Source organism: Cupriavidus ulmosensis, assembly GCF_977008105.1.
The window spans coordinates 2,677,396-2,696,929 of record NZ_CDRMWP010000001.1; the positions used below are offsets into that span (position 1 = coordinate 2,677,396).

Annotated in this window: 15 protein-coding genes and 1 other RNA gene; 3 read left to right on the forward strand and 13 right to left on the reverse strand. The window is 71.2% G+C overall.

Going from position 1 to position 19,534, the window contains the following annotated elements; genetic code table 11:
* Positions 1 to 4 precede the first annotated feature (4 nt).
* A complete protein-coding gene (locus ACWTPI_RS12205) occupies positions 5 to 904 on the reverse strand; it encodes a protein-L-isoaspartate(D-aspartate) O-methyltransferase (RefSeq protein ID WP_059413348.1) in 900 nt (299 codons plus the stop codon).
* Positions 905 to 935: 31 nt separating this feature from the next.
* The gene (gene surE, locus ACWTPI_RS12210; protein WP_059413347.1) at positions 936 to 1,688 is read right to left on the reverse strand and encodes a 5'/3'-nucleotidase SurE; all 753 of its coding nucleotides are present in this window, start codon (positions 1,686 to 1,688) and stop codon (positions 936 to 938) included.
* A 291-nt stretch (positions 1,689 to 1,979) separates the two neighbouring features.
* Here surE and ACWTPI_RS12215 point away from each other — a divergent pair, with 291 nt between their 5' ends.
* Both ACWTPI_RS12215 and ACWTPI_RS12220 read left to right on the forward strand, forming a co-directional pair.
* Entirely contained in the window at positions 1,980 to 2,954 is a 975-nt protein-coding gene (locus ACWTPI_RS12215) for an NADPH:quinone oxidoreductase family protein (RefSeq protein ID WP_020206724.1), read from the forward strand.
* A gap of 272 nt (positions 2,955 to 3,226) precedes the next feature.
* Positions 3,227 to 5,266 (forward strand): alkaline phosphatase D family protein, encoded by a 2,040-nt coding sequence (locus tag ACWTPI_RS12220; RefSeq protein ID WP_454731763.1) that lies wholly within the window; start codon positions 3,227 to 3,229, stop codon positions 5,264 to 5,266.
* Positions 5,267 to 5,453: 187 nt separating this feature from the next.
* Here ACWTPI_RS12220 and ACWTPI_RS12225 read toward each other — a convergent pair whose 3' ends face one another.
* The 11 genes from ACWTPI_RS12225 to ACWTPI_RS12275 all read right to left on the reverse strand — a co-directional run bounded on the left by ACWTPI_RS12225 (position 5,454) and on the right by ACWTPI_RS12275 (position 19,179).
* Positions 5,454 to 6,245, reverse strand: coding sequence for an ABC transporter permease (locus ACWTPI_RS12225; RefSeq protein WP_020424019.1), 792 nt, complete (start codon positions 6,243 to 6,245; stop codon positions 5,454 to 5,456).
* 63 nt (positions 6,246 to 6,308) lie between these two features.
* Positions 6,309 to 7,121: an ABC transporter ATP-binding protein gene (locus ACWTPI_RS12230; protein ID WP_020206727.1), complete on the reverse strand. Its 813-nt coding sequence runs from the start codon at positions 7,119 to 7,121 to the stop codon at positions 6,309 to 6,311.
* Positions 7,122 to 7,278: 157 nt separating this feature from the next.
* The gene (locus ACWTPI_RS12235; RefSeq protein WP_059413345.1) at positions 7,279 to 8,319 is read right to left on the reverse strand and encodes an ABC transporter substrate-binding protein; all 1,041 of its coding nucleotides are present in this window, start codon (positions 8,317 to 8,319) and stop codon (positions 7,279 to 7,281) included.
* Between the two features lie 219 nt (positions 8,320 to 8,538).
* Positions 8,539 to 9,591, reverse strand: coding sequence for a Bug family tripartite tricarboxylate transporter substrate binding protein (locus ACWTPI_RS12240; RefSeq protein ID WP_454731764.1), 1,053 nt, complete (start codon positions 9,589 to 9,591; stop codon positions 8,539 to 8,541).
* 119 nt (positions 9,592 to 9,710) lie between these two features.
* Positions 9,711 to 10,775 (reverse strand): hydroxymethylglutaryl-CoA lyase, encoded by a 1,065-nt coding sequence (locus ACWTPI_RS12245; protein WP_454731765.1) that lies wholly within the window; start codon positions 10,773 to 10,775, stop codon positions 9,711 to 9,713.
* Positions 10,772 to 11,968 carry a CaiB/BaiF CoA transferase family protein gene (locus ACWTPI_RS12250; RefSeq protein ID WP_454731766.1) on the reverse strand — a complete coding sequence of 399 codons (1,197 nt, stop codon included), beginning with the start codon at positions 11,966 to 11,968 and terminating at the stop codon, positions 10,772 to 10,774. The genes ACWTPI_RS12245 and ACWTPI_RS12250 overlap by 4 nt, the downstream gene beginning before the upstream one ends.
* Positions 11,969 to 12,121: 153 nt before the next feature.
* Positions 12,122 to 13,027, reverse strand: a complete 906-nt coding sequence (locus ACWTPI_RS12255) for a LysR family transcriptional regulator (protein ID WP_029044400.1) — start codon at positions 13,025 to 13,027, stop codon at positions 12,122 to 12,124.
* A gap of 21 nt (positions 13,028 to 13,048) precedes the next feature.
* Positions 13,049 to 13,663: a recombination mediator RecR gene (recR, locus tag ACWTPI_RS12260; RefSeq protein WP_020206733.1), complete on the reverse strand. Its 615-nt coding sequence runs from the start codon at positions 13,661 to 13,663 to the stop codon at positions 13,049 to 13,051.
* A gap of 97 nt (positions 13,664 to 13,760) precedes the next feature.
* Positions 13,761 to 14,093 carry a YbaB/EbfC family nucleoid-associated protein gene (locus ACWTPI_RS12265; protein WP_020206734.1) on the reverse strand — a complete coding sequence of 111 codons (333 nt, stop codon included), beginning with the start codon at positions 14,091 to 14,093 and terminating at the stop codon, positions 13,761 to 13,763.
* Positions 14,094 to 14,192: 99 nt separating this feature from the next.
* Positions 14,193 to 16,559 carry a DNA polymerase III subunit gamma/tau gene (locus tag ACWTPI_RS12270; protein WP_454731767.1) on the reverse strand — a complete coding sequence of 789 codons (2,367 nt, stop codon included), beginning with the start codon at positions 16,557 to 16,559 and terminating at the stop codon, positions 14,193 to 14,195.
* Positions 16,560 to 16,665: 106 nt separating this feature from the next.
* Positions 16,666 to 19,179: an adenosylcobalamin-dependent ribonucleoside-diphosphate reductase gene (locus ACWTPI_RS12275; RefSeq protein WP_454731768.1), complete on the reverse strand. Its 2,514-nt coding sequence runs from the start codon at positions 19,177 to 19,179 to the stop codon at positions 16,666 to 16,668.
* A 148-nt stretch (positions 19,180 to 19,327) separates the two neighbouring features.
* Here ACWTPI_RS12275 and ffs point away from each other — a divergent pair.
* Positions 19,328 to 19,426: signal recognition particle sRNA small type (gene ffs, locus ACWTPI_RS12280), an RNA gene on the forward strand.
* Positions 19,427 to 19,534 lie beyond the last annotated feature (108 nt).

Genomic DNA, 19,534 nt, shown 5'->3' on the forward strand with positions numbered 1-19,534 from the left:
CGACTCAGATAGTGCCCGATTTTAATGGCACAAAGAAAACGGCTTCAAGCGCGGTCCGGTGAAATCGATGGCGGTTGCGCCGCTCGATCAACAATAACTGCTGCGTGATGGTCTGGCCCGGCCCGCCGGCGGTGGGCGCCACCGCCACCGGGGCGATCAGGCGCCCGCCGATGGCGAGCTGTTCCAGCAGCGCCTGCGGCACCTCCATGCCGGCAGCCGCCAGGATGATCGCGGAAAACGGCGCCGCCTGCGGCAGGCCCAGCATGCCATCGCCGTAATGCAGGCGCAGGTTTGGCACGCGCAGCGGCCGCAAGTTCGCCTTGGCTTGTTCGTGCAGCGGACGGATCCGCTCGATGGAGAACACTTCGCTGGCCACCAGGCTCAGCACCGCCGCCTGGTAGCCGCAGCCGGTGCCGATCTCCAGCACGCGCGCGAGCGGCTCGTCGGCGGCCAGGCCGTCGCGCAGCAGCTCGATCATGCGCGCCACCACCGATGGCTTGGAAATGGTCTGCTGGTGGCCGATCGGCAGCGCCGCGTCCTCATAGGCCTGCGACGCCAGGCCCGGCTCCACGAACAGGTGGCGCGGCACCGTGGCGATGGCGTCGAGCACGCGCTCGTCGCGAATGCCGGCCGCGCGCAGCCGGGCCGCCAGCGCGCCGCGCGCGCGCCCGGAGGCCATGCCGCCGCCGCCCGCGGTGGCGGCGCTGGCGCGGGCCTGCACCGCGCTGGCCGGCGGCACCGGCGCGGGCACGCCCGGCGCGCGCGCCTTCGCCGCCTTGGCGACCGCCGCGCCGCGCGCGCCGCCCACGGCGGGCAGCCCCGCGGTGCGTGCCGGCGCGGGCTTGCGCTCGACGACGGCGTCCAGCGAGAGCGGGAATTTCGGGCGGCGCGGGGCAGTGCTCATGTCGGCCGGGGACAGCGCAGGAAAGACGGGCTTATGCCAGCCACTGGTTGATCTGCTCGAGCTGGGCGCGGTGCGTCAGGTCGAGCTGCAAGGGAGTCAGCGAGACGTAGCCTTCGCCGGTGGCATGGAAATCCGTGCCCTCGCTCGCGTCGCGCGCGTCGCCGGCGGGGCCGATCCAGTAGTTGGTGTCGCCGCGCGGGTTGACCTGCGTGATCACCGGCTGGGAAGGATGGCGCTTGCCCAGGCGCGTGGCGCGGTAGCCGCGGATATGCTCGAACGGCAGGCTGGGAATGTTGACGTTGAGCAGGAACGGCTCGGCCGCGGGCCTGGCGATGTAGCGCTCGACGATGTCGCGCGCCACGCGCGCGGCGGCATCGAGATGGGTCCAGCCCTTGTCCACCTGCGAGAACGCGATCGAGGGAATGCCGAGCAGGAAGCCTTCGATGGCGGCGGCGACGGTGCCCGAGTACAGCACGTCCTCGCCCATGTTCTGGCCCTGGTTGATGCCGGACACCACCAGGTCGGGCCTTTCCTCGAGCAGGCCGGTCAGCGCGATGTGCACGCAGTCGGTCGGCGTGCCGTTGACGAAGCGGAAACCCTTCTGCACGCCTTCGCGCGCCTCGTAGATCGACAGCGGGCGTTGCAGCGTCAGCGAATTCGATGCGCCGCTGTGGTTCTGCTCCGGCGCGATCACCGTGATGCGCCCCAGCGGCGCCAGCGCGGCATGCAGCGCGGCGAGGCCGGGGGCCAGGTAGCCGTCGTCGTTTGCGAGAAGGATATGCATGGCCGCGATTGTACCTGACAAGAATGCCGCGCAAGCCGCGCGCGCGCCGCAAAAAACAGCGCGCCGCCGCGCCGCGGCGATGCTCGCGCGGGAGCTAACAGAACGACCGTGCTATTTTGCGCTACACTTGCCCGGGCCTGTTGCAGGATGTTGCAGGACAGGATGTTGCAGGACCCGCCTGGCGCGAGGCCCGCGCAGCCGGCACGGCGCGCGCGTGCACCCGTGTCCGCGCCCCCGTGCGCCGCCGCGCGGGGGACACGACGACGCCGACGACCATATACCGGAGACATGATGAAAGCCGTACTGTGCAAAGCCTGGGGCCCGCCCGATTCGCTGGTGCTCGAAACCCTGCCCGACCTCGTGCCCGCCCAGGGCGAGGTGGTGATCGACGTGAAGGCCGCCGGCGTGAACTTCCCCGACGTCCTCATCATCCAGAACAAATACCAGGCCAAGCCGCAGTTGCCCTTCTCGCCGGGCTCGGAACTGGCCGGCGTGGTCAATGCCGTCGGCGCGGGCGTGACCCACGTCAAACCCGGCGACAAGGTCATCGCCTATCTCGGCAACGGCGCCTTCGCCTCGCAGGCGAAAGCCCCCGCCAGCGCCGTGGTGCCGATGCCGCCGGGCATCGACTTCGAGACCGCCGCCGCGTTCACGCTGACCTACGGCACCTCGCACCACGCGGTGGTGGACCGCGGCGAGCTGAAGGCCGGCCAGACCATGCTGGTGCTCGGCGCGGCCGGCGGCGTGGGCCTGGCGGCCATCGAGATCGGCAAGGCCATCGGCGCGCGCGTGATCGCGGCCGCGTCCACCGACGAAAAGCTGGCGGTATGCAAGGAACACGGCGCCGACGCGCTGATCAACTACAGCACCGAGGACCTGCGCGAGCGCGTCAAGGCCCTGACCGACGGCAAGGGCCCGGACGTCATCTATGATCCGGTCGGCGGCGTCTATGCCGAGCCGGCCTTCCGCTCGATCGGCTGGCGCGGCCGCTATCTCGTGGTGGGCTTCGCCAACGGCGAGATTCCCCGCATCCCGCTGAACCTCGCGCTGCTCAAGGGCGCCTCGCTGGTGGGCGTGTTCTGGGGCGACTTCGCGCGCCGCGAGCCCAAGGCCAACCAGGCCAACATGGCACAGATGCTGGGCTGGATGAAGGAAGGCAAGATCCGCCCGCACATCTCCGCGCGCTATCCGCTCGAGCAGGCGCCGCAGGCGCTCAAGGACATGGAAGCACGCAAGGTCACGGGCAAGATCGTGATCGTGCCGTGACCTTCATGCCGTGACCCGCTGACGCGCGCCGCGCGGCACGGCCAGCGGAAGCCGGGAAAAAAGCGCCCGGATGCTCGACGCATCCGGGCGCTTTTCCGTTTCGGGCCCGGCCGCGGCCACGCCGGGAGCGCCGCGCGGCGATTCGTAGGAAACCTCTATATCGCGGGTATCCCCGGACACACAGCAGTCACGCGGCGAGGCAAGAATCGCGGGCTGAGCCAACGCGCGCGTGCGCGGCAGCCAACGCATCCACCTATAAGGAGAAACAAGCCATGGATCGCCGCCGATTCTTGAAATGGGGAAGTTTCATCACCGTCTCGGTCGCCACCACCGGCCTGGCCGGCTGCGGCAGCGACGACAGCGCGACGCCGGATCCGGCGCAGCCCGCCGCGCCGGCCGCGCCGGACCCCGCGGACAATTTCAGCTTCCTGCACGGCGTGGCCTCGGGCGACCCCAAGCCCGACAGCATCGTGCTGTGGACCCGCGTGGAAGGCGACAACGGCAAGCAGCCGGTCGCCGTCAAGCTGCAGGTATCGGCCCAGTCCGATTTCTCCACGCTGCTCGTCAACGACACCCTGAGCGCGCTGCCCGACTGGGACTACACGCTGCGCAACAAAGTCACCAACCTCGCCGCGGCCACCACCTACTACTACCGCTTCGTGGTCGGCAGCAAGACCAGCCCGGTCGGCCGCACGCGCACCGCGCCGGCCGCCGGCACGCCGCTCACCCAGCTCAAGTTCGCCTTCGTCAGTTGCCAGGACTGGAGCGTGAACCACTGGGCCGGCATGGAAGAGCTGGCGGCGCAGGACCTGGATTTCATCGTCCACGTGGGCGACTACATCTACGAGACCGTGGGCGCCAGCTTCCAGACCGGCGCGGTGGAAAGCCGCCACGCCCAGCTCAAGCTGCCCGACGGCACGCTGCGCGACGACGGCGCCACCTACGCCACCACCGTCAACGACTACCGCTATCTGTACAAGTCCTACCGCAGCGACGCGCGCCTGCAGGCCCTGCACGCGCGCTTCCCGGTGATCGCCATCTGGGACGACCACGAGTTCTCGGACGACTGCTGGCAGGACCGCCAGACCTACAGCGTCGCCGATGACGCCACGCCGCGCACCGCGCGCCGCCGCAGCGCCAACCAGGCCTGGTTCGAGTTCATGCCGGCCGACGTGAGCCTGGACCTGAGCAACCCCTCGTTCCAGAACATCCAGATCTACCGCGCCTTCACCTTCGGCAACCTGGCCACGCTGGTGATGACCGACGAGCGCCTCTACCGCGCCGACCACGTGATCCCCGAGCAGGCCGCCGGCAGCGAGATCGGCAGCCGCTACTTCGTGCCCAAGGCCACGCTGGCCGCGCTCGAAGGCGCGAAGATCGCCGGCGCCGGCAACGCGCTGACGCCGGTCTCCATCCTCGGTGACACCCAGCGCGCCTGGTGGCAGACCCAGATGAGCAGCGCCGCCACCACCTGGAAGCTGTGGGGCAACGAGGTCTCGCTGCTGCGCATGCAGATCGACGGCACCCAGGCCATCGCCGCCATGTTCGCCACCGCGCTGGTCCAGGCCAACGCGGCGCTGGCGCCGCTGCAGGCCGCCATGACCGCCGCGCTGGCCGCCGACCTGAGCGCCGCCAAGAGCGGCGGCACCTACCCCGGCGCGGTGACCTACGCCAACCTCAAGGCGCTGCTCGGCGCGGCGCCCGTCAACATGCCCGGCGCAACCTTCGACGCCGGCATCAAGCCCCTGCTGGACGCCCAGTTGCCGCCGGTGGCGCTGCTCGACCAGTACATCCTGAACGCCGACCAGTGGGACGGCTACAACGCCGAGCGCAAGAGCCTGATGGCCTTCCTCAAGGCCCGGGGCATCGCCAACGTGGTAGCGCTGACCGGCGACATCCACGCGTTCTTCGCCGGCCCGGTGATGGACGACTACGACGCCGCCACGCCGGTGCCGGTGATGGTGGACCTGGTCACGGCCGGGCTGTCGAGCAATTCGTTCCAGAGCTACTTCAAGAGCGTGGTGGACACCGACGCCGCCTTCGCCGCCGCCAAGCCGCTGGTGTACGTCACGCAGGGCGGCACCGTGGTCAACACCTTCAACGACACGCTCAAGGCCTTCAACCCGTGGATCAAGCACGTCGATTCCGACGCCCAGGGCTACGCCGTGGTGACGCTGACCGCGGCCAAGCTGAGCTGCGAGTTCCACAAGCTCAAGACCCAGGCCAACGGCACCGCGCCGGCGCTGCCGGCCACGGCCAGCACGCAGGTGATCGAGGTGGCGGCGGGCGTGGCGGCGGTCACGGTGGTTTGATCTGGGGGTTTGCTGACTTGCTGGCTTGAGGACTTGCCGGCTTGCCGGCTTGCCGGCGACGCCACGGTCGGCCGCCGGTTTGCTCCCCTCTCCCGCCTGCGGGAGAGGGGTCGGGGGAGAGGGCCGGCGCAGGCGAATGCCGCCGTGCCGAAAAAAACCGGCGGCGTCGTTCATTGCCCCGGCCGCCTTACAGCTTCTCCGTCTCCCCCGTGCGCGGCTGCCACTTCATCAGCCGCTTTTCCACGCTGCCCACCAGCGTGTCCAGCACCAGCGCCGCCGCAGTCAGCACCACGATGCCGGCGAACACGGTGTTGATGTCGAAGGTGCCTTCGGCCTGCAGGATCAGGTAGCCCACGCCGCTGGCCGAGCCCAGGTACTCGCCCACCACCGCGCCGACGAAGGCCAGGCCGACCGAGGTATGCAGCGACGAGAACACCCAGCTGGTCGCGCTCGGCAGGTAGACGTGGCGCAGCAGTTGCCGCTGGTTGGCGCCGAGCATGCGCGCGTTGGCCAGCACCACGGGGCTGACTTCCTTGACGCCCTGGTAGACGTTGAAGAACACGATGAAGAACACCAGCGTCACCGCCAGCGCCACCTTGGACCAGATGCCGAGGCCGAACCACACCGCGAAGATCGGCGCCAGGATCACGCGCGGCATCGAGTTGGCCGCCTTGATGTACGGATCGAGGATGGCCGAGGTGAGCGGGCTGAGCGCCAGCCACAGGCCCACGCCGAGGCCGGCCGCGGTGCCGATGCCGAACGCCAGCAGCGTCTCGGCCAGCGTCACGCCGAGGTGCAGGTAGATGTCGCGCTCGACCACGAACCAGCTCCAGATGCGCTGGGCCACCATCAGCGGCTCGCCGAAGAAGAACGCGACCTGCTGCGAGCGCGTGGCGAAGTGCCACGCGGCGAGGATCACAACGAGGACGAGCAGTTGCCAGAAGCGCAGCATGCCCTTGGAATCGGGACGGAATGCCATGAGGATAGAAATAGAGTCGGACCGGATTGGATGGCGGATGCCGGGGTTGCGGCGGCGGCCGCTTCAGGCCACCTTGCGCTGCTGCGCGTAGCCCTTGAGCACTTCCTCGCGCAGCACGTCCCAGATGGCGGCATGCAGCTCGACGAAGCGCGGGTGGTTGCGGATCTCGGCCACGTCGCGCGGGCGCGGCAGGTCGATGGCGAACTCGCCGATCGGGTGCGTGCCCGGCCCGGCCGACAGCACCACCACGCGGTCGCTCATGGCGATGGCCTCGTCGAGATCGTGGGTGATGAACAGCACCGCCTTGCGCTTGGCCGCCCACAGCTCCAGCACCTCGTTCTCCATCAGCTGGCGGGTCTGGATGTCGAGCGCGGAGAACGGCTCGTCCATCAGGATGATGTCCGGGTCCAGCACCAGCGTCTGCGCCAGGCTCACGCGCTTGCGCATGCCGCCCGAGAGCTGGTGCGGATAGCGGTCGCCGAAGCCGCCCAGGCCGACGCGGCGCAGCCAGGCCTCGCCCTGCCGCGCGGCCTCGGCGCGCGGCACGCCGCGGAACTCGAGTCCGGCGATCACGTTGTCGAGCGCGCTGCGCCACGGCATCAGTGCCTCGGCCTGGAACATGTAGCCGGCGCGCGCGTTGATGCCGCGCAGCGGCTCGCCGAACACGCGCACCTCGCCGGCCGACGGCTGCAGCAGGCCGGCGCCGACGTTGAGCAGGGTGGACTTGCCGCAGCCGGTCGGCCCCACCACGGAGACGAACTCGCCCGGCGCGATGGCCAGGGTGACGTCCTTGACGGCGGTATAGCGCTGGCTGCGGTCCTCGCGCGAGACGAAGGTGCAGGTGACGTTGTCGAGGGAAAGTGCGGCAGTGCTCATGGCTGGCTCTGTGCCGGCCCGGGGCGACGGCGGTGCCGGGCACCGCCGCGCGGCCCCGGGCCGCGGTGGAATACTGGCGCCGCGGGTTGCCCGCGGCGCAAATGCAAAGGCCCGCTGCGCGCAGCGGGCCGCCGGTTCCCGTGGCGCGGGCGGTGGCTTACTTGTACTTGGCGTTGGCCTTCAGCACGAAGGCGTTGGTGAAGGTGTCATCCAGCCTGATGGCCTTGCCCTTGAGCTCCGGGTCGAACTGCTGCAGCGTGTTGAGCGCGGTCCGGGGGCCGTCGGCCGGCATCACGCCGTCCGGCGAGATCGCTTCCTTGACCTTGTCCCACGCCGCCAGGTACAGCGCGCGGTCGCCCAGCAGGTAGCTCTCCGGCACGGTCTTGACGATGTCGGACGGGCCGGCCTTCTGCAGCCACTTGAGCGCGCGCACCATCGCGTTGGTCATGGCCTGCGTGGTGTTCGGGTTCTGCCGGATGAAGGCGGCCGAGGCATAGAGGCAGCCCGACGGCATGTTGCCGCCGAACACGGCCTGGGTGTCCTTGAGCGTGCGCGTGTCCGAGGCGATGCGCACTTCGTTCTTCTGCGTGAGCATCGACACCACGGGATCGAGGTTGGCCATCGCGTCGATCTGGCCCGAGCGCATCGCGGCCACCGCGCCGGCGCTGGCGCCCACGCCGATGAACGACACGTCGGACGGCTTGAGGCCGGCCTTGGCCAGCACGAAGTTGGCCATCATGTTGGTCGACGAGCCGGGCGCGGTGACACCGATCTTCTTGCCCTTGAGGTCGGCGACGGACTTGAAGTTGGGCAGGTTCTTGTTGGAGACCACCAGCACGATCTGCGGGGCGCGGCCCTGCAGCACGAACTCCTGGTACTGCTGGCCCTTGGCCTGCAGGTTCAGCGTGTGCTCGTAGGCGCCGGAGACCACGTCCGCGCTGCCGCCCACCACGGCCTGCAGCGCCTTGGCGCCGCCGGCGAAGTCGACGATCTCGACGTCGAGGCCTTCGTCCTTGAAGTAGCCGAGGCGCTCGGCGATGGTCAGCGGCAGGTAGTAGAACAGGTTCTTGCCGCCCACGGCGACAGTGACCTTGGTCTTCTCGGGCTTGCCCTGGGCCTGGCTGCCGAAAGTGAACCAGCCCGCCAGGAACAGCGCCAGCGCGATCAGCGCCTGCTTCCAGAATTTCTTGTTATACATTGCTTTCTCCTACCTGTTCTATCCGCTCGTCCTGCCCGCTCGTTCTGCCCGTTGTCTCCGCGGCGCAGTGCCGCGCAGCGGCAAGCTGCGATGCTAGCGGATGCGGCGCATGCCCGCATCGGGACCAACACCTATGCCGCGTGCGGCGGCCAGCATACAGGACATGCCTTTCGACGGGCTTTCGACGGGCTGCCGGCAGCCCGCCGCGGCCCGCCAGCCTCACTCGGCGTGGATGTCGGCGGACTTGATCACCTTGGCCCAGCGCGCCAGCTCGCCGCGCTGGTAGGCATCGAGCTGCTTCGGCCCCATGAACTTCGCCTCGGCGCCGAGCTCCTCGGCCTTCTTGCGGAAGGCCTCGGTCTGCATGATGCGTTCGATCTCGCCGGCCAGCTTGTCGACGATGGGCCTGGGCGTGCCGGCCGGCGCGTACATGGCGAACCACGACGACACGTCGAGATCGGGATAACCGGCCTCGGGCGCCGAGGGCACGTCCTTCAGGCTGGGCAGGCGCTGCTTGCTGGTCACGACCAGCGGGCGCAGCTTGCCGCCCTGGATATGCCCCATCAGCGGCGGCGGCGTGGTGATGGTGAGGTCGACCGAGCCGCCCAGCAGGTCGGTCATGGCCGGGCCCGTGCCTTTGTATGGCACATGGGTAATGCGGATGCCGGCCATCTGGTTGAGCAGCTCGGTCGAGACGTGCTGCAGCGAGCCGTTGCCCGACGACGCGTAGTTGAGCTTGTCGGGATTGGCCTTGGCGTAGGCCACCAGTTCCTTGAGCGACTTGACCGGCAGGCTCGGCCGCACCACCAGCACCTGCGGCGCGGACAGCAGGTTGGCCACCGGCGCGAAGTCCTTGACCGGGTCCCACGCGGTCTTGGTCAGCAGCGGCGTGATGACCTGGTAGCCGGAATACTGCACCAGCAGGGTGTAGCCATCCGGCTTGGCGCGCGCCACCACCTGCGCGGCGATGCCGCCCGAGCCGCCGGGCCGGTTGTCCACCACCACCGGCTGGCCGAGGGCCTTGGCCAGCGGCTCGGAAATCATGCGCGCGGCGAGATCGGTGGTGCCGCCGGCCGCGGCCGAGACCACCAGCGTGACCGGCCGCTGCGGCCAGGCGCCGTCCTGCGCGAAGGCCGACGTGCCGGCCAGGCCCGCCACGGCGAGCGCGGCGGCGGCGCCGAGCGCCCTGCGGCGCGCGGCCGAGGCGCCGCGCGGCGCGCGGGTGTGGGGAAGCGGCGAACGTGCGGCGGCAAATGCCTGGATGCTGGACATGGGTGTCTCCTGCCTGATGCGTGTTGGTCTTGATCTGGTCTTGCGCCCGCGGCGGCCCTCGCCGCGCGGTGCGCGCCCGTTGCTACGGGGTGATGCGGCGAATCTCCGGCGCGCGCCGCTCAGCGCCGCGCACCGTCCTGCGAACCGTTCCGCGAATCTTCGTGCGGTGCTTGCGGTGCCTGCTGCAATGCCTGCTGCGCGGCTTCCTGCGCGGCGAAATGCGCCGCCATCCAGGCCGGCGGCTGGTGCGTGCGCAGGCGCGGGCCGGCGCTCAGCAACTGGCTCGGCGTGTCGCGCCGCACCAGCTCCGGCAGCCCCGCCACCACCTCGAGCAGGCGGCCGAGGTCCACGCCGGTGTCCACGCCCATCGCGGCGAACATGTGCACCAGTTCCTCGGTGCTGACGTTGCCGCTCGCGCCGGGCGCGTAGGGGCAGCCGCCCAGGCCGCCGGCGGCGGCGTCGAAGCGCGCCACGCCGGCCTGCCACGCAGCCAGCGCGTTGGCCAGGCCCATGCCGCGCGTGTTGTGCAGGTGGATGGTCAGGCCGGCCTGCGGCAGCTCGCGCCGGAAGCGCTCGCACAGCGCGGCGACCTGCGTGGGATAGGCCATGCCGGTGGTGTCGCACAGCGTGATGCCGGCCGCGCCGGCGGCGGCGAACGATGCCGCCAGCGCCATCACCGCGTCCGCGTCGACCTCGCCCTCGAACGGGCAGCCGAACACCGTGGACAGCGAGACGTTGACCGGCACGCCGGCCTGCCCCGCCGCCGCGATCATCGCCAGCAGTTGCGCCTGCGACTGCGCGCGCGTCATGCGCAGGTTGGCGCGGTTGTGCGTCTCGCTGGCCGACATCACGAGGTTGAGCTCGTCGGGCCGGCACGACAGCGCGCGCTCCATGCCGCGCAGGTTGGGCACCAGCGCGGTGTAGCGCACGCCGGGCGCGCGCGCCATGCGGTGCATGACGGCCTCGGCGTCGGCCAGCGCGGGAATCGCCTTGGCGGAGGTGAAGGAGGTCGCCTCGATGCGGGCGAAGCCGCACGCGGACAGCGCGTCGAGGAAGGCCACCTTGGCGTCGGTCGGCACCACCACCGGCTCGATCTGCAGGCCGTCGCGCGGCGCCACCTCGTTGATCTCGATGCGGGCCGGGCCGGCGGAGGCGGCGAAAGCGGCGAACGTGGCGGCGCTCATGCCACCACCCCGCGCGCGCGCAGGTCGGCGATGGTGGCGGCATCGAAGCCCGCCTGCGCCAGCACCGCGTCGGTATGCTCGCCCAGCGCGGGCGCGCGGTCGTGGATGGCGCCCGGGCTGGCCGACAGCTTGGGGATGATGCCCGGCACTTCCACGGTCAGCCCGGCGGCCGAGGTCACGCTCTCGATCACGCCGCGCGCGCGGTAGTGCGGGTCTTCGGCGATGTCCTTGACGGTGTAGATGCGGCCCGACGGCACCTCGGCCTGCCGGAGCACGGCCAGCGCGTCCTCCACGCTGTGGGCGCGGGTCCAGGCCGCGATGGCGGCGTCGATCTCCTCGACGCGCTGCACGCGCCCGTCGTTGCGCGCGAGCTCCGGGTCCTCGGCGAGGTCGGCGCGGCCCAGCGCATGCATCAGGCGCTTGAAGATGGCGTCGCCGTTGGCCGCCACCAGCACGTACTCGCCGCTCGCGCACGGATAGGCGTTGGACGGCGCGATGCCCGGCAGCGCGCCGCCGGCCGGCTGGCGCACCGCGCCGAACGCGGAGTATTCCGGCAGCAGGCTCTCGCTCAGGTTGAACAGCGATTCATACAGGGCCACGTCGATGACCTGCCCCTTGCCGCCGCGCGCGTCGCGCTCGTACAGCGCCAGCAGCACGCCCAGCGCGCCGTGCAGGCCGGCGATGGTGTCGCCCAGCGACAGGCCCGCGCGCACCGGCGCGCGGCCGGGCTCGGCGGTCAGGTGGCGCAGCCCGCTCATGGCCTCGGCCACCGCGGCGAAGCCGGGTTCGTCCTTCTTCGGGCCGGTCTGGCCGTAGCCCGAGACCCGCACCATGATGAGGCCAGGGTTGTCGGCGCTCAGCGTGTCGTAGCCCAGGCCCCATTTCTCCATCGTGCCGGGGCGGAAGTTCTCGATCAGCACGTCGGCCTCGGCGGCCAGGCGGCGCACCACGGCCTGGCCCTCGGCCTGGCGCAGGTCGATGCAGATCGACTGCTTGTTGCGCGACTGCGCTTCCCACCACACCGAGGTGTCGCCATGCAGCATGCGCCATTTGCGCAGCGGGTCGCCCTGCCCGGGCGGCTCGACCTTGACGATCTGTGCGCCGAAATCGGCCAGGGTCTTGGCGGCGAAGGGGCCGGCAATCAGTTGTCCGAGTTCCAGGACCCGGATGCCCTCTAGAATCTGTCGCGCCATGTGCGGGGTCTCCATGCATTTCGATTGCGGCGGGCCGCGCTGACGATCGCGCCGGCGCCACGCCTTGTTTCGACGCAGTGTGCCCCAGCCGCGCGCATGGCGGAATCGGCATTCGGAGAAGCGGGCCTTCTTGGAACGCGAAAGGCCGGGGCGTCAGAAAGGGGCGCGGTCGCCGCAGAGATGCGTGATCAGCAGGCGCGCCGACACCGTCAGCCCGGCCGGGTCGCGCATGCCGATCAGCAGCGTGCGGCGTGCCCAGGCGTCCTGCAGCGCCACCAGCGACAGGCCCATCGACTGCACGTGCGGCTCGGCCGCGATGCGCGGCAGCACGCCCACGCCCAAGCCCGCCATCACCATGCGGCACATGGCGTCGAAGCTGCGCACCTGGATGCGCAGGCGGAACGGCCGCTCCAGCCGGCTGCTTTCCTCGAGCAGGCGCGCGGCCAGCGAAGTCACCTGCGGCAGGCTGACGAAGTCGTATTCGAGGGTGTCGGCATAGCGCACCGGGCCGCGCTCGGCCAGCGGGTGGCCCGGCGGCGTGACCACCACCAGCTCGTCCTGGCGGTACTCCACCGTGACCAGCCCCGCGCTCGGGGTGCGGTCGGCGAAGATGCCGACGTCGGCGCGGTTTTCCACCAGCGCGGCCACGATCTCGCTGCTGTTCTGCTCTTCGAGCTCGATGCGGATGGTGGGATGCAGCGCCATGAAGCTGGCGAGGTCGTCGGGCAGGAACTGCGTGATGGCCGAGGTGTTGGCGCACACGCGCACCTGCCCGCGCACGCCGCTGGCGTAGTCCGACATCACGCCGGCCATGCGCTCGACATCCTGCAGGACGGTGAGCGCGTGGTGGAAGCAGGCCTGCCCGGCCTCGGTCAGCTGCACGCCGGCGGCATGGCGGAAGAACAGCGGCGCGCCGACCGCGGCCTCCAGGTCGGAGATGCGCTTGCTGGCCGCCGCCACCGCCAAATGGGACTGGCGCGCGCCCGCCGAGATGCTGCCCTGGCGCGCCACGGCGACGAACAGGCCCAGCGTGACCAGATCGAAACGGGCGAGATTCATGCGCATGCGCTGGCGGCGCGCTTACACCGAGCGCCGGTCCATCACCGCGCGGGCGATGGTGCCGGCATCCACGTACTCGAGCTCGCCGCCCACCGGCACGCCGCGCGCCAGGCGCGTGACCTTGAGCCCGCGCGCCTTGAGCATCTCGCCCACGTAGTGCGCGGTGGCCTCGCCCTCGCTGGTGAAGTTGGTGGCGACGATCACCTCGGACACCGGCCCGCCCAGCGCCGGGTCGGTGGCGCGCGCCAGCAGCCGGTCCAGGTGGATCTCGCGCGGGCCCACGCCGTCCAGCGGCGAGAGCCGGCCCATCAGCACGAAATACTGGCCACGGTAGGTCAGGGTCTGCTCGATCATGGCCTGGTCGGACGGCGTTTCCACCACGCACAGCAACGAGGCGTCGCGCCGCTCGTCCAGGCAGGTCGAGCAGATTTCCTGCTCGGTGAAGGTGTTGCAGCGCGAGCAGTGCTTGATGCCGTCGGCCGCGCCGCGCAGCGCGTCGCCGAGCTTGCGCGCGCCGTCGCGGTCGTGCTGCAGCAGGTGGTAGGCCATGCGCTGCGCGGACTTGGGGCCCACGCCGGGCAGGACCCGCAGCGCTTCGATCAGCGCCTGCAGCGAAATCGGGGGCGCGTTCTTCAAGCGGCGCCTCCGCCGGCGAACACCACCATGCCCGCCGGCGGCGCGCGATGCGGTGCGGATTCGAGACTCATTGCCGGCTTCCTTGCGCGTGCCTGGCTCAGAACGGCATCTTGAAGCCCGGCGGCAGCGGCAGGCCGGACGTCATCGAGCCCATCTTTTCCTGCGTGGTCGCCTCGGCCTTGCGCACCGCGTCGTTGAAGGCGGCCGCCACCAGGTCTTCCAGCAGTTCCTTGTCCTCGCCCTCGGCCAGCAGGCTGGGGTCGATGGTGACGCGCTTGACGTCGTTCTTGCAGGTCATGACCACCTTGACCAGGCCGGCGCCGGACTGGCCCTCGACCTCGATCAGGGCAAGCTGCTCCTGCATCTTCTTCATGTTCTCCTGCATCTGCTGGGCCTGTTTCATCAGCCCGGCCAGTTGACCCTTCATCATGGAAAGCTCCTGATAGCGTGTTGGATGGAAACCACGGGCCGCCGCGCGTCATGGGCGCCGGCGGCCCGTCATAAAAAGAAACGGTGGCGCGGCAGGTGGTCAGGCCGCGCGTGGCTGGATCGATCCCGGCAGGATATGGCCGCCGAACTCGCGCAGCAAGCCTTGCACGAACGGGTCCTCCCCGATGGTGGCCTCGGCCTCGCGCTGGCGCTCGGCGCGGGCCTGCGCATCGGCCGCCGCCGCGGTGTCCGCGACCGCGCCGATCTCGCACTGCACGCGCACCTCGGTGCCAAGCTGCTCCGACAGCGTCTGCTGCAGGCGCTCGACCACGCCGGCCTCGGTGATCGGCGCCACCGGCGCGCGCAGGTGGAAGGTGCGCCCCACCACCTGCACCAGTTCGCTCTGGTAGGCAAGCTGCTGCGCCAGGCCCTTGAGCGGCAGGCTGGCGGCCAGCGCCGGCCAGGCGCCGGTAAACACCGGCGGCGTGCCGTCCTCGCCGGCCACGGGCGGCCTGGGCGGCGCCAGGCGCACCGGCGCGGCCGCTTCCGCCGGCGCGGCGGCGGGAGCGGGCTGTGCCGATTGCGCGGATGGTGCGGATGGTGCGGACGGACGCGACGGCTCGCGGCGCGGCGCGGCCTGCCGCATGGGCATGGGTTCGGGATCGCTATCGTAGGGACCGATGACCGGCAGGTCCGGCGGCAGGTCTTCCCACGGCGGCACGTCGCTGCTGCCGGCGAACTCCCACGGCGGGACCTCGTCCGACGGACCGTGATTGGCGGCTTCGGCGGCTTCGGCAGACGCGGCGGCCGGCGCGCGGCGCTCGGGCGACCCGGCGCGGGCCGGAACCGGAGCGGGCGGCGCGGGCCGCACCGCGGCGGCGGCCGGGCCGGGCGGGCGCAGCGGCTGGGCCGCCGGCGCGCGCGCGGCGGGCGCGGCAGGCGCGGTGGGCGGCATGGCAGCCGGCGTCATGCGCGGACTGCCGCCGCGCGCGGCGGAAGCCTGGCGCGCGGCGGCCAGCGCGGCGCGCGCCGGCGACAGCGGCGCCGTGGCGGCAGGCGCGGCGGCAGCCGTTGCCGCAGCGGGCTGCGCCGGCGCCGGTTCGGGCGGACGCGCGGGCGCGGGCTGGCTGGCGGCGGGCGCCGGCGCGGCGGCCGGCGGGCGCAGCGAATGCACGGCCGGCGCGGCCGGCGCGACAGCAGGCGCGGGCGCCGCGGGCGCAACGACAGCAGCAGCAGCGACGACGGCGGCAGGCGCCGCCGCAGCCGTGGCGGCGGCCGCATCGGCGGCCACGCGGCCGGCGGGCGCGGCGCCGCCACGGGCGGACCGGGCCTGCTGCCCGCCGCCCTGCGCCGGCGCCGCCGGGCTGGCCGACGGGCGGAACGCCAGCATGCGCAGCAGCGTCATGGTGAAGCCGGCGTATTCGTCCGGCGCCAGCGCCAGCTCGCTGCGGCCGAGATTGGCGATCTGGTAGAACAGCTGCGCTTCCTGTGCGTCGAAGGCGGCGGCCAGGCGGCGCACCTCGGCGGCTTCCGGCCATTCTTCCTGCACCGAGGCGGGCACCGCCTGGGCCAGCGCGATCTTGTGCAGCAGCGAGGCCAGATCCTGCAGCGCGCCCGCGAACGACAGACTGCGGTCGGCCATGCCGTCGGCCACCGCCAGCATGGCGGCGCCGTCCTCGGCGGCCAGCGCGTCGAGCAGCTGGACCAGGTAGCTCTGGTCGATGGCGCCGAGCATGCCGCGCACGGCGGCCTCGGACACCTGGCCGGCGCTGTAGGCGATGGCCTGGTCGGTCAGCGACAGCGCGTCGCGCATCGAGCCGTGCGCGGCCTGCGCCAGCAGGCGCAGCGCGTTGGCGTCGCGCGCGATGCCTTCCTCGCCCAGGATGTGGTCGAGGTGGCTGACGATGTGGCCCGGCGGCATCTGCTTGAGGTTGAACTGCAGGCAGCGCGACAGCACCGTGACCGGGATCTTCTGCGGGTCGGTGGTGGCGAGGATGAACTTGACGTGCGCGGGCGGCTCTTCCAGCGTCTTCAGCATGGCGTTGAAGGCGTGGTTGGTCAGCATGTGCACTTCGTCGATCATGTAGACCTTGAAGCGCCCCGCGGTCGGCGCGTAGACCGCCTTGTCCAGCAGCGACGCCATCTCGTCGACGCCGCGGTTGGAGGCCGCGTCCATCTCGATGTAGTCGACGAAGCGCCCGCTGTCGATCTCGGTGCAGGCCTTGCACACCCCGCACGGCTGCGCGGTGATGTCGCCGCGGCCGTCAGGGCCGACGCAGTTGAGCGCCTTGGCCAGGATGCGCGACAGCGTGGTCTTGCCGACCCCGCGCGTGCCGGTGAACAGGTAGGCGTGGTGCAGGCGCTGTTGCTCCAGCGCGTGCGTGAGCGCGCGGACCACGTGCTCCTGGCCGACCAGCGTGGTGAAATCCCGGGGGCGCCATTTGCGCGCTAGCACTTGATAACTCATGGCGGCGATTGTAGCAAAAGGCGGCCGCCCGTCAGGGACGATCGGCGGCGGCGCGCGCGCATCCGCGGCGGATCGGGCGCCGCCGGCCGCGCCCGGGGCGATCCGGCTAGCCGCACTCCCCCACGTAGCCGCAGTTGGCGCACTTGGCGCAGCCGTCGACCTTGTGCAGCGCATGGGCGCCGCATTCGGGGCAGGTCTTGCCCGAGCCCAGGCCCAGCCCGAGGCCGGCTGACGGCCGGGCGCCCGCGCCGGCGGGCTGGCCGGCGGCCGCGTCCTGCGCGCCGGGGCCGGCGCCCCCGCCCGCTTCCTGCGCGGCCAGGCGCGCGGCAAGCGCCGCCACCGGCACCTGCACGCCGTCGGCATCGAGGAAGCCGCGCTTGATCAGGATGCGCTGCAGCGCGTAGCCGATCGCCGCCACCTCGGAGTCATGGAAGCGCGGCGCCTCGCTGCCGTCCTGGCGCTGCAGCGTGCCGTAGCGCACCGTGCCCTTGTCCCACACCACGTTGCGCATGTCGGCCAGCGCCTTGGCGATCGAGCCGCCCGAGCGCGCCACCATCGACAGCAGGCGCATGGTGGAAGTGATCCACTGCTGGCCGTCGTTGCGCTGGCCGGCCGGCATGAAGAATTCCACCGGCCGCTCCACCGCCACCGGCTTGCCGTCCAGCACGCCGGCCACGCGCATGAAGTTGACGGTGAGGTAGACCGTCTTGTGGCCCTCGTAGGTCATGTACTCGACCTTGGACGTCACCCCTTCGAGGTCGCCCACGGGGCGGCTCTCGAACGGCTTGCGCAGCGGGTCGTCGGCCGGCGCCCCGGCGGCGGGCGCGGCCGGCGCGGCGGGCGTCACCGACAGCACCGCGCCGAGCACGCTGTTGGGGCGGTAGGTGGCCAGCCCCTTGAGCCCGGCGCGCCAGGCATCGAGGTAGAGGTTGCGGAAGGCCTCGTAGGGATAGTCCTCCGGCACGTTGACGGTCTTGCTGATGCTGGTGTCGATATACGGCTGCACCGCCTCGAGCATCTTCATGTGGTCGAGCGCGGACATCTGCAGCGCGGTGACGAAGCTGTCCGGCAGCCGCGCCATGTCGCCGCCGAGATGGCGGTACAGCCGCCAGGCGTGGTCGGCCACCTCGAACACCTGGTAGGTGTCGTCCGGCATGCGCTTGCGGCGGTTGTAGGTCCACGAGAAGGCCGGCTCGATGCCGTTCGAGGCATTGTCGGCGAAGGCCAGCGTGATGGTGCCGGTGGGCGCAACCGAAAGCAGGTGCGAGTTGCGGATGCCGTCGCGCGCGATCGTCTCGCGCAGCGCCGGCGGCAGCCGCCGGGCGAAGCCGCTGGCCAGGTATTCGTCGGCCTTGAACAGCGGGAAGGCGCCCTTCTCGCGCGCCAGCGCGGCGGAGGCCTGGTAGGCCGTGTCGCGCAGCACCTCGGCGACGCGCGCGGCCAGCGCGCGGCCGGCCTCGGCGTCGTAGCGGATGCCCAGCATCACCAGCGCGCTGCCCAGCCCGAGGAAGCCCAGGCCGACGCGGCGCTTGGCCTGGGCCTCGGCCTGCTGCTCGGGCAGCGGCCAGAAGGTGACGTCGAGCACGTTGTCGAGCATGCGCACGGCCAGCCGCACGACCTCGGCGAAGGCGTCGAAGTCGAAGCGGCTGTCCGCGGCGAACGGCTGGCGCACGAAGCGGGTCAGGTCGATGGAGCCGAGGCAGCAGCAGCCGTAGGCGGGCAGCGGCTGCTCCGCGCACGGGTTGGTGGCCTCGATGCGCTCGCAGTAATAGAGGTTGTTGTCGTCGTTGATGTGCGAGAGGAACAGGATGCCGGGCTCGGCGTGGTCGTAGGTGGCCTGCATCACCTGGTCCCACAGCTGCCGGGCCGGCACGCGGCGGTAGACCCACTGGCCGTCGCCGCGCCGGTACGCGCCGGCGGCGATGGCCTCGGCGGCGGGCTCGGCCTCGTGGATCAGCTCGACCTCGCCGTCGGCCTCGACCGCGCGCATGAAATCGTCGCTAACGCCGATAGAAATGTTGAAATTGGTCAGGTCGCCGCGGTCCTTGGCGTGGATGAAGGTCTCGATGTCCGGGTGGTCGCAGCGCAGCACGCCCATCTGCGCGCCGCGGCGCGAGCCGGCCGACTCCACCGTGGCGCACGATGCGTCGAACACCTTCATGAACGAGACCGGCCCCGAGGCGCGCGAATGCGTGCCGCGCACCAGCGCGCCGGCCGGCCGTATCGCGGAGAAATCGTAGCCCACCCCGCCGCCGCGCCGCATGGTCTCGGCGGCCTGCGCCACCGCGGTGTAGATGCTGGGCTTGCCGCCGCGCGCGTCGGACACCGAATCGCCGACCGGCTGCACGAAGCAGTTGATCAGCGTGGCCTCGATGCGCGTGCCGGCCGCCGAGGCGATGCGCCCCGCCGGCACGAAGCCCTGCTCCTGCGCCCACAGGAAGCGCCCGGCCCACTGCTCGCGCTCGGTCGGGGCCTCGGCCTCGGCCAGCGCGCGCGCCACGCGCAGGCGCACGTCGGCAACGCTGGCCTCCTCGCCCTTGGCGTATTTCTCCAGCAGGACTTCGGTGGAGATGTCTTGCGGCGGCAAGGTGGCGTGGAGCATCTGGTCTTTGGCGTTCATCGCTGGTCTCGCTGGTTGTGGTGGCGGCCCTGCGCGCCGCGCCGGCACGGTTCCACTGTAGTGCCGGCCCGGGCCGGCCATGCGGCTTGCCGGGTCAATTTCACGGGAAATAGGCGGGCCCGCCCGCACTGGGTTACAATGCGCACCGGACGGGCCTCCTCGCATGGCGGCGCGGTCAACCTGGTCAGGTCGGGAACGAAGCAGCCACAGCCGTTTTCCGCCAGTGCCGAGGGTCAGGCTCGTCCCCCTATTCAGCTATTCCGCTATTCCCCTGTCTTCTGCCTTCTTGCCGGATCTTCCGCCGGACCCGCTCGCGAACCCTGTCGCCAGGTCCTTCCCCGCGGAATCCGCGCCG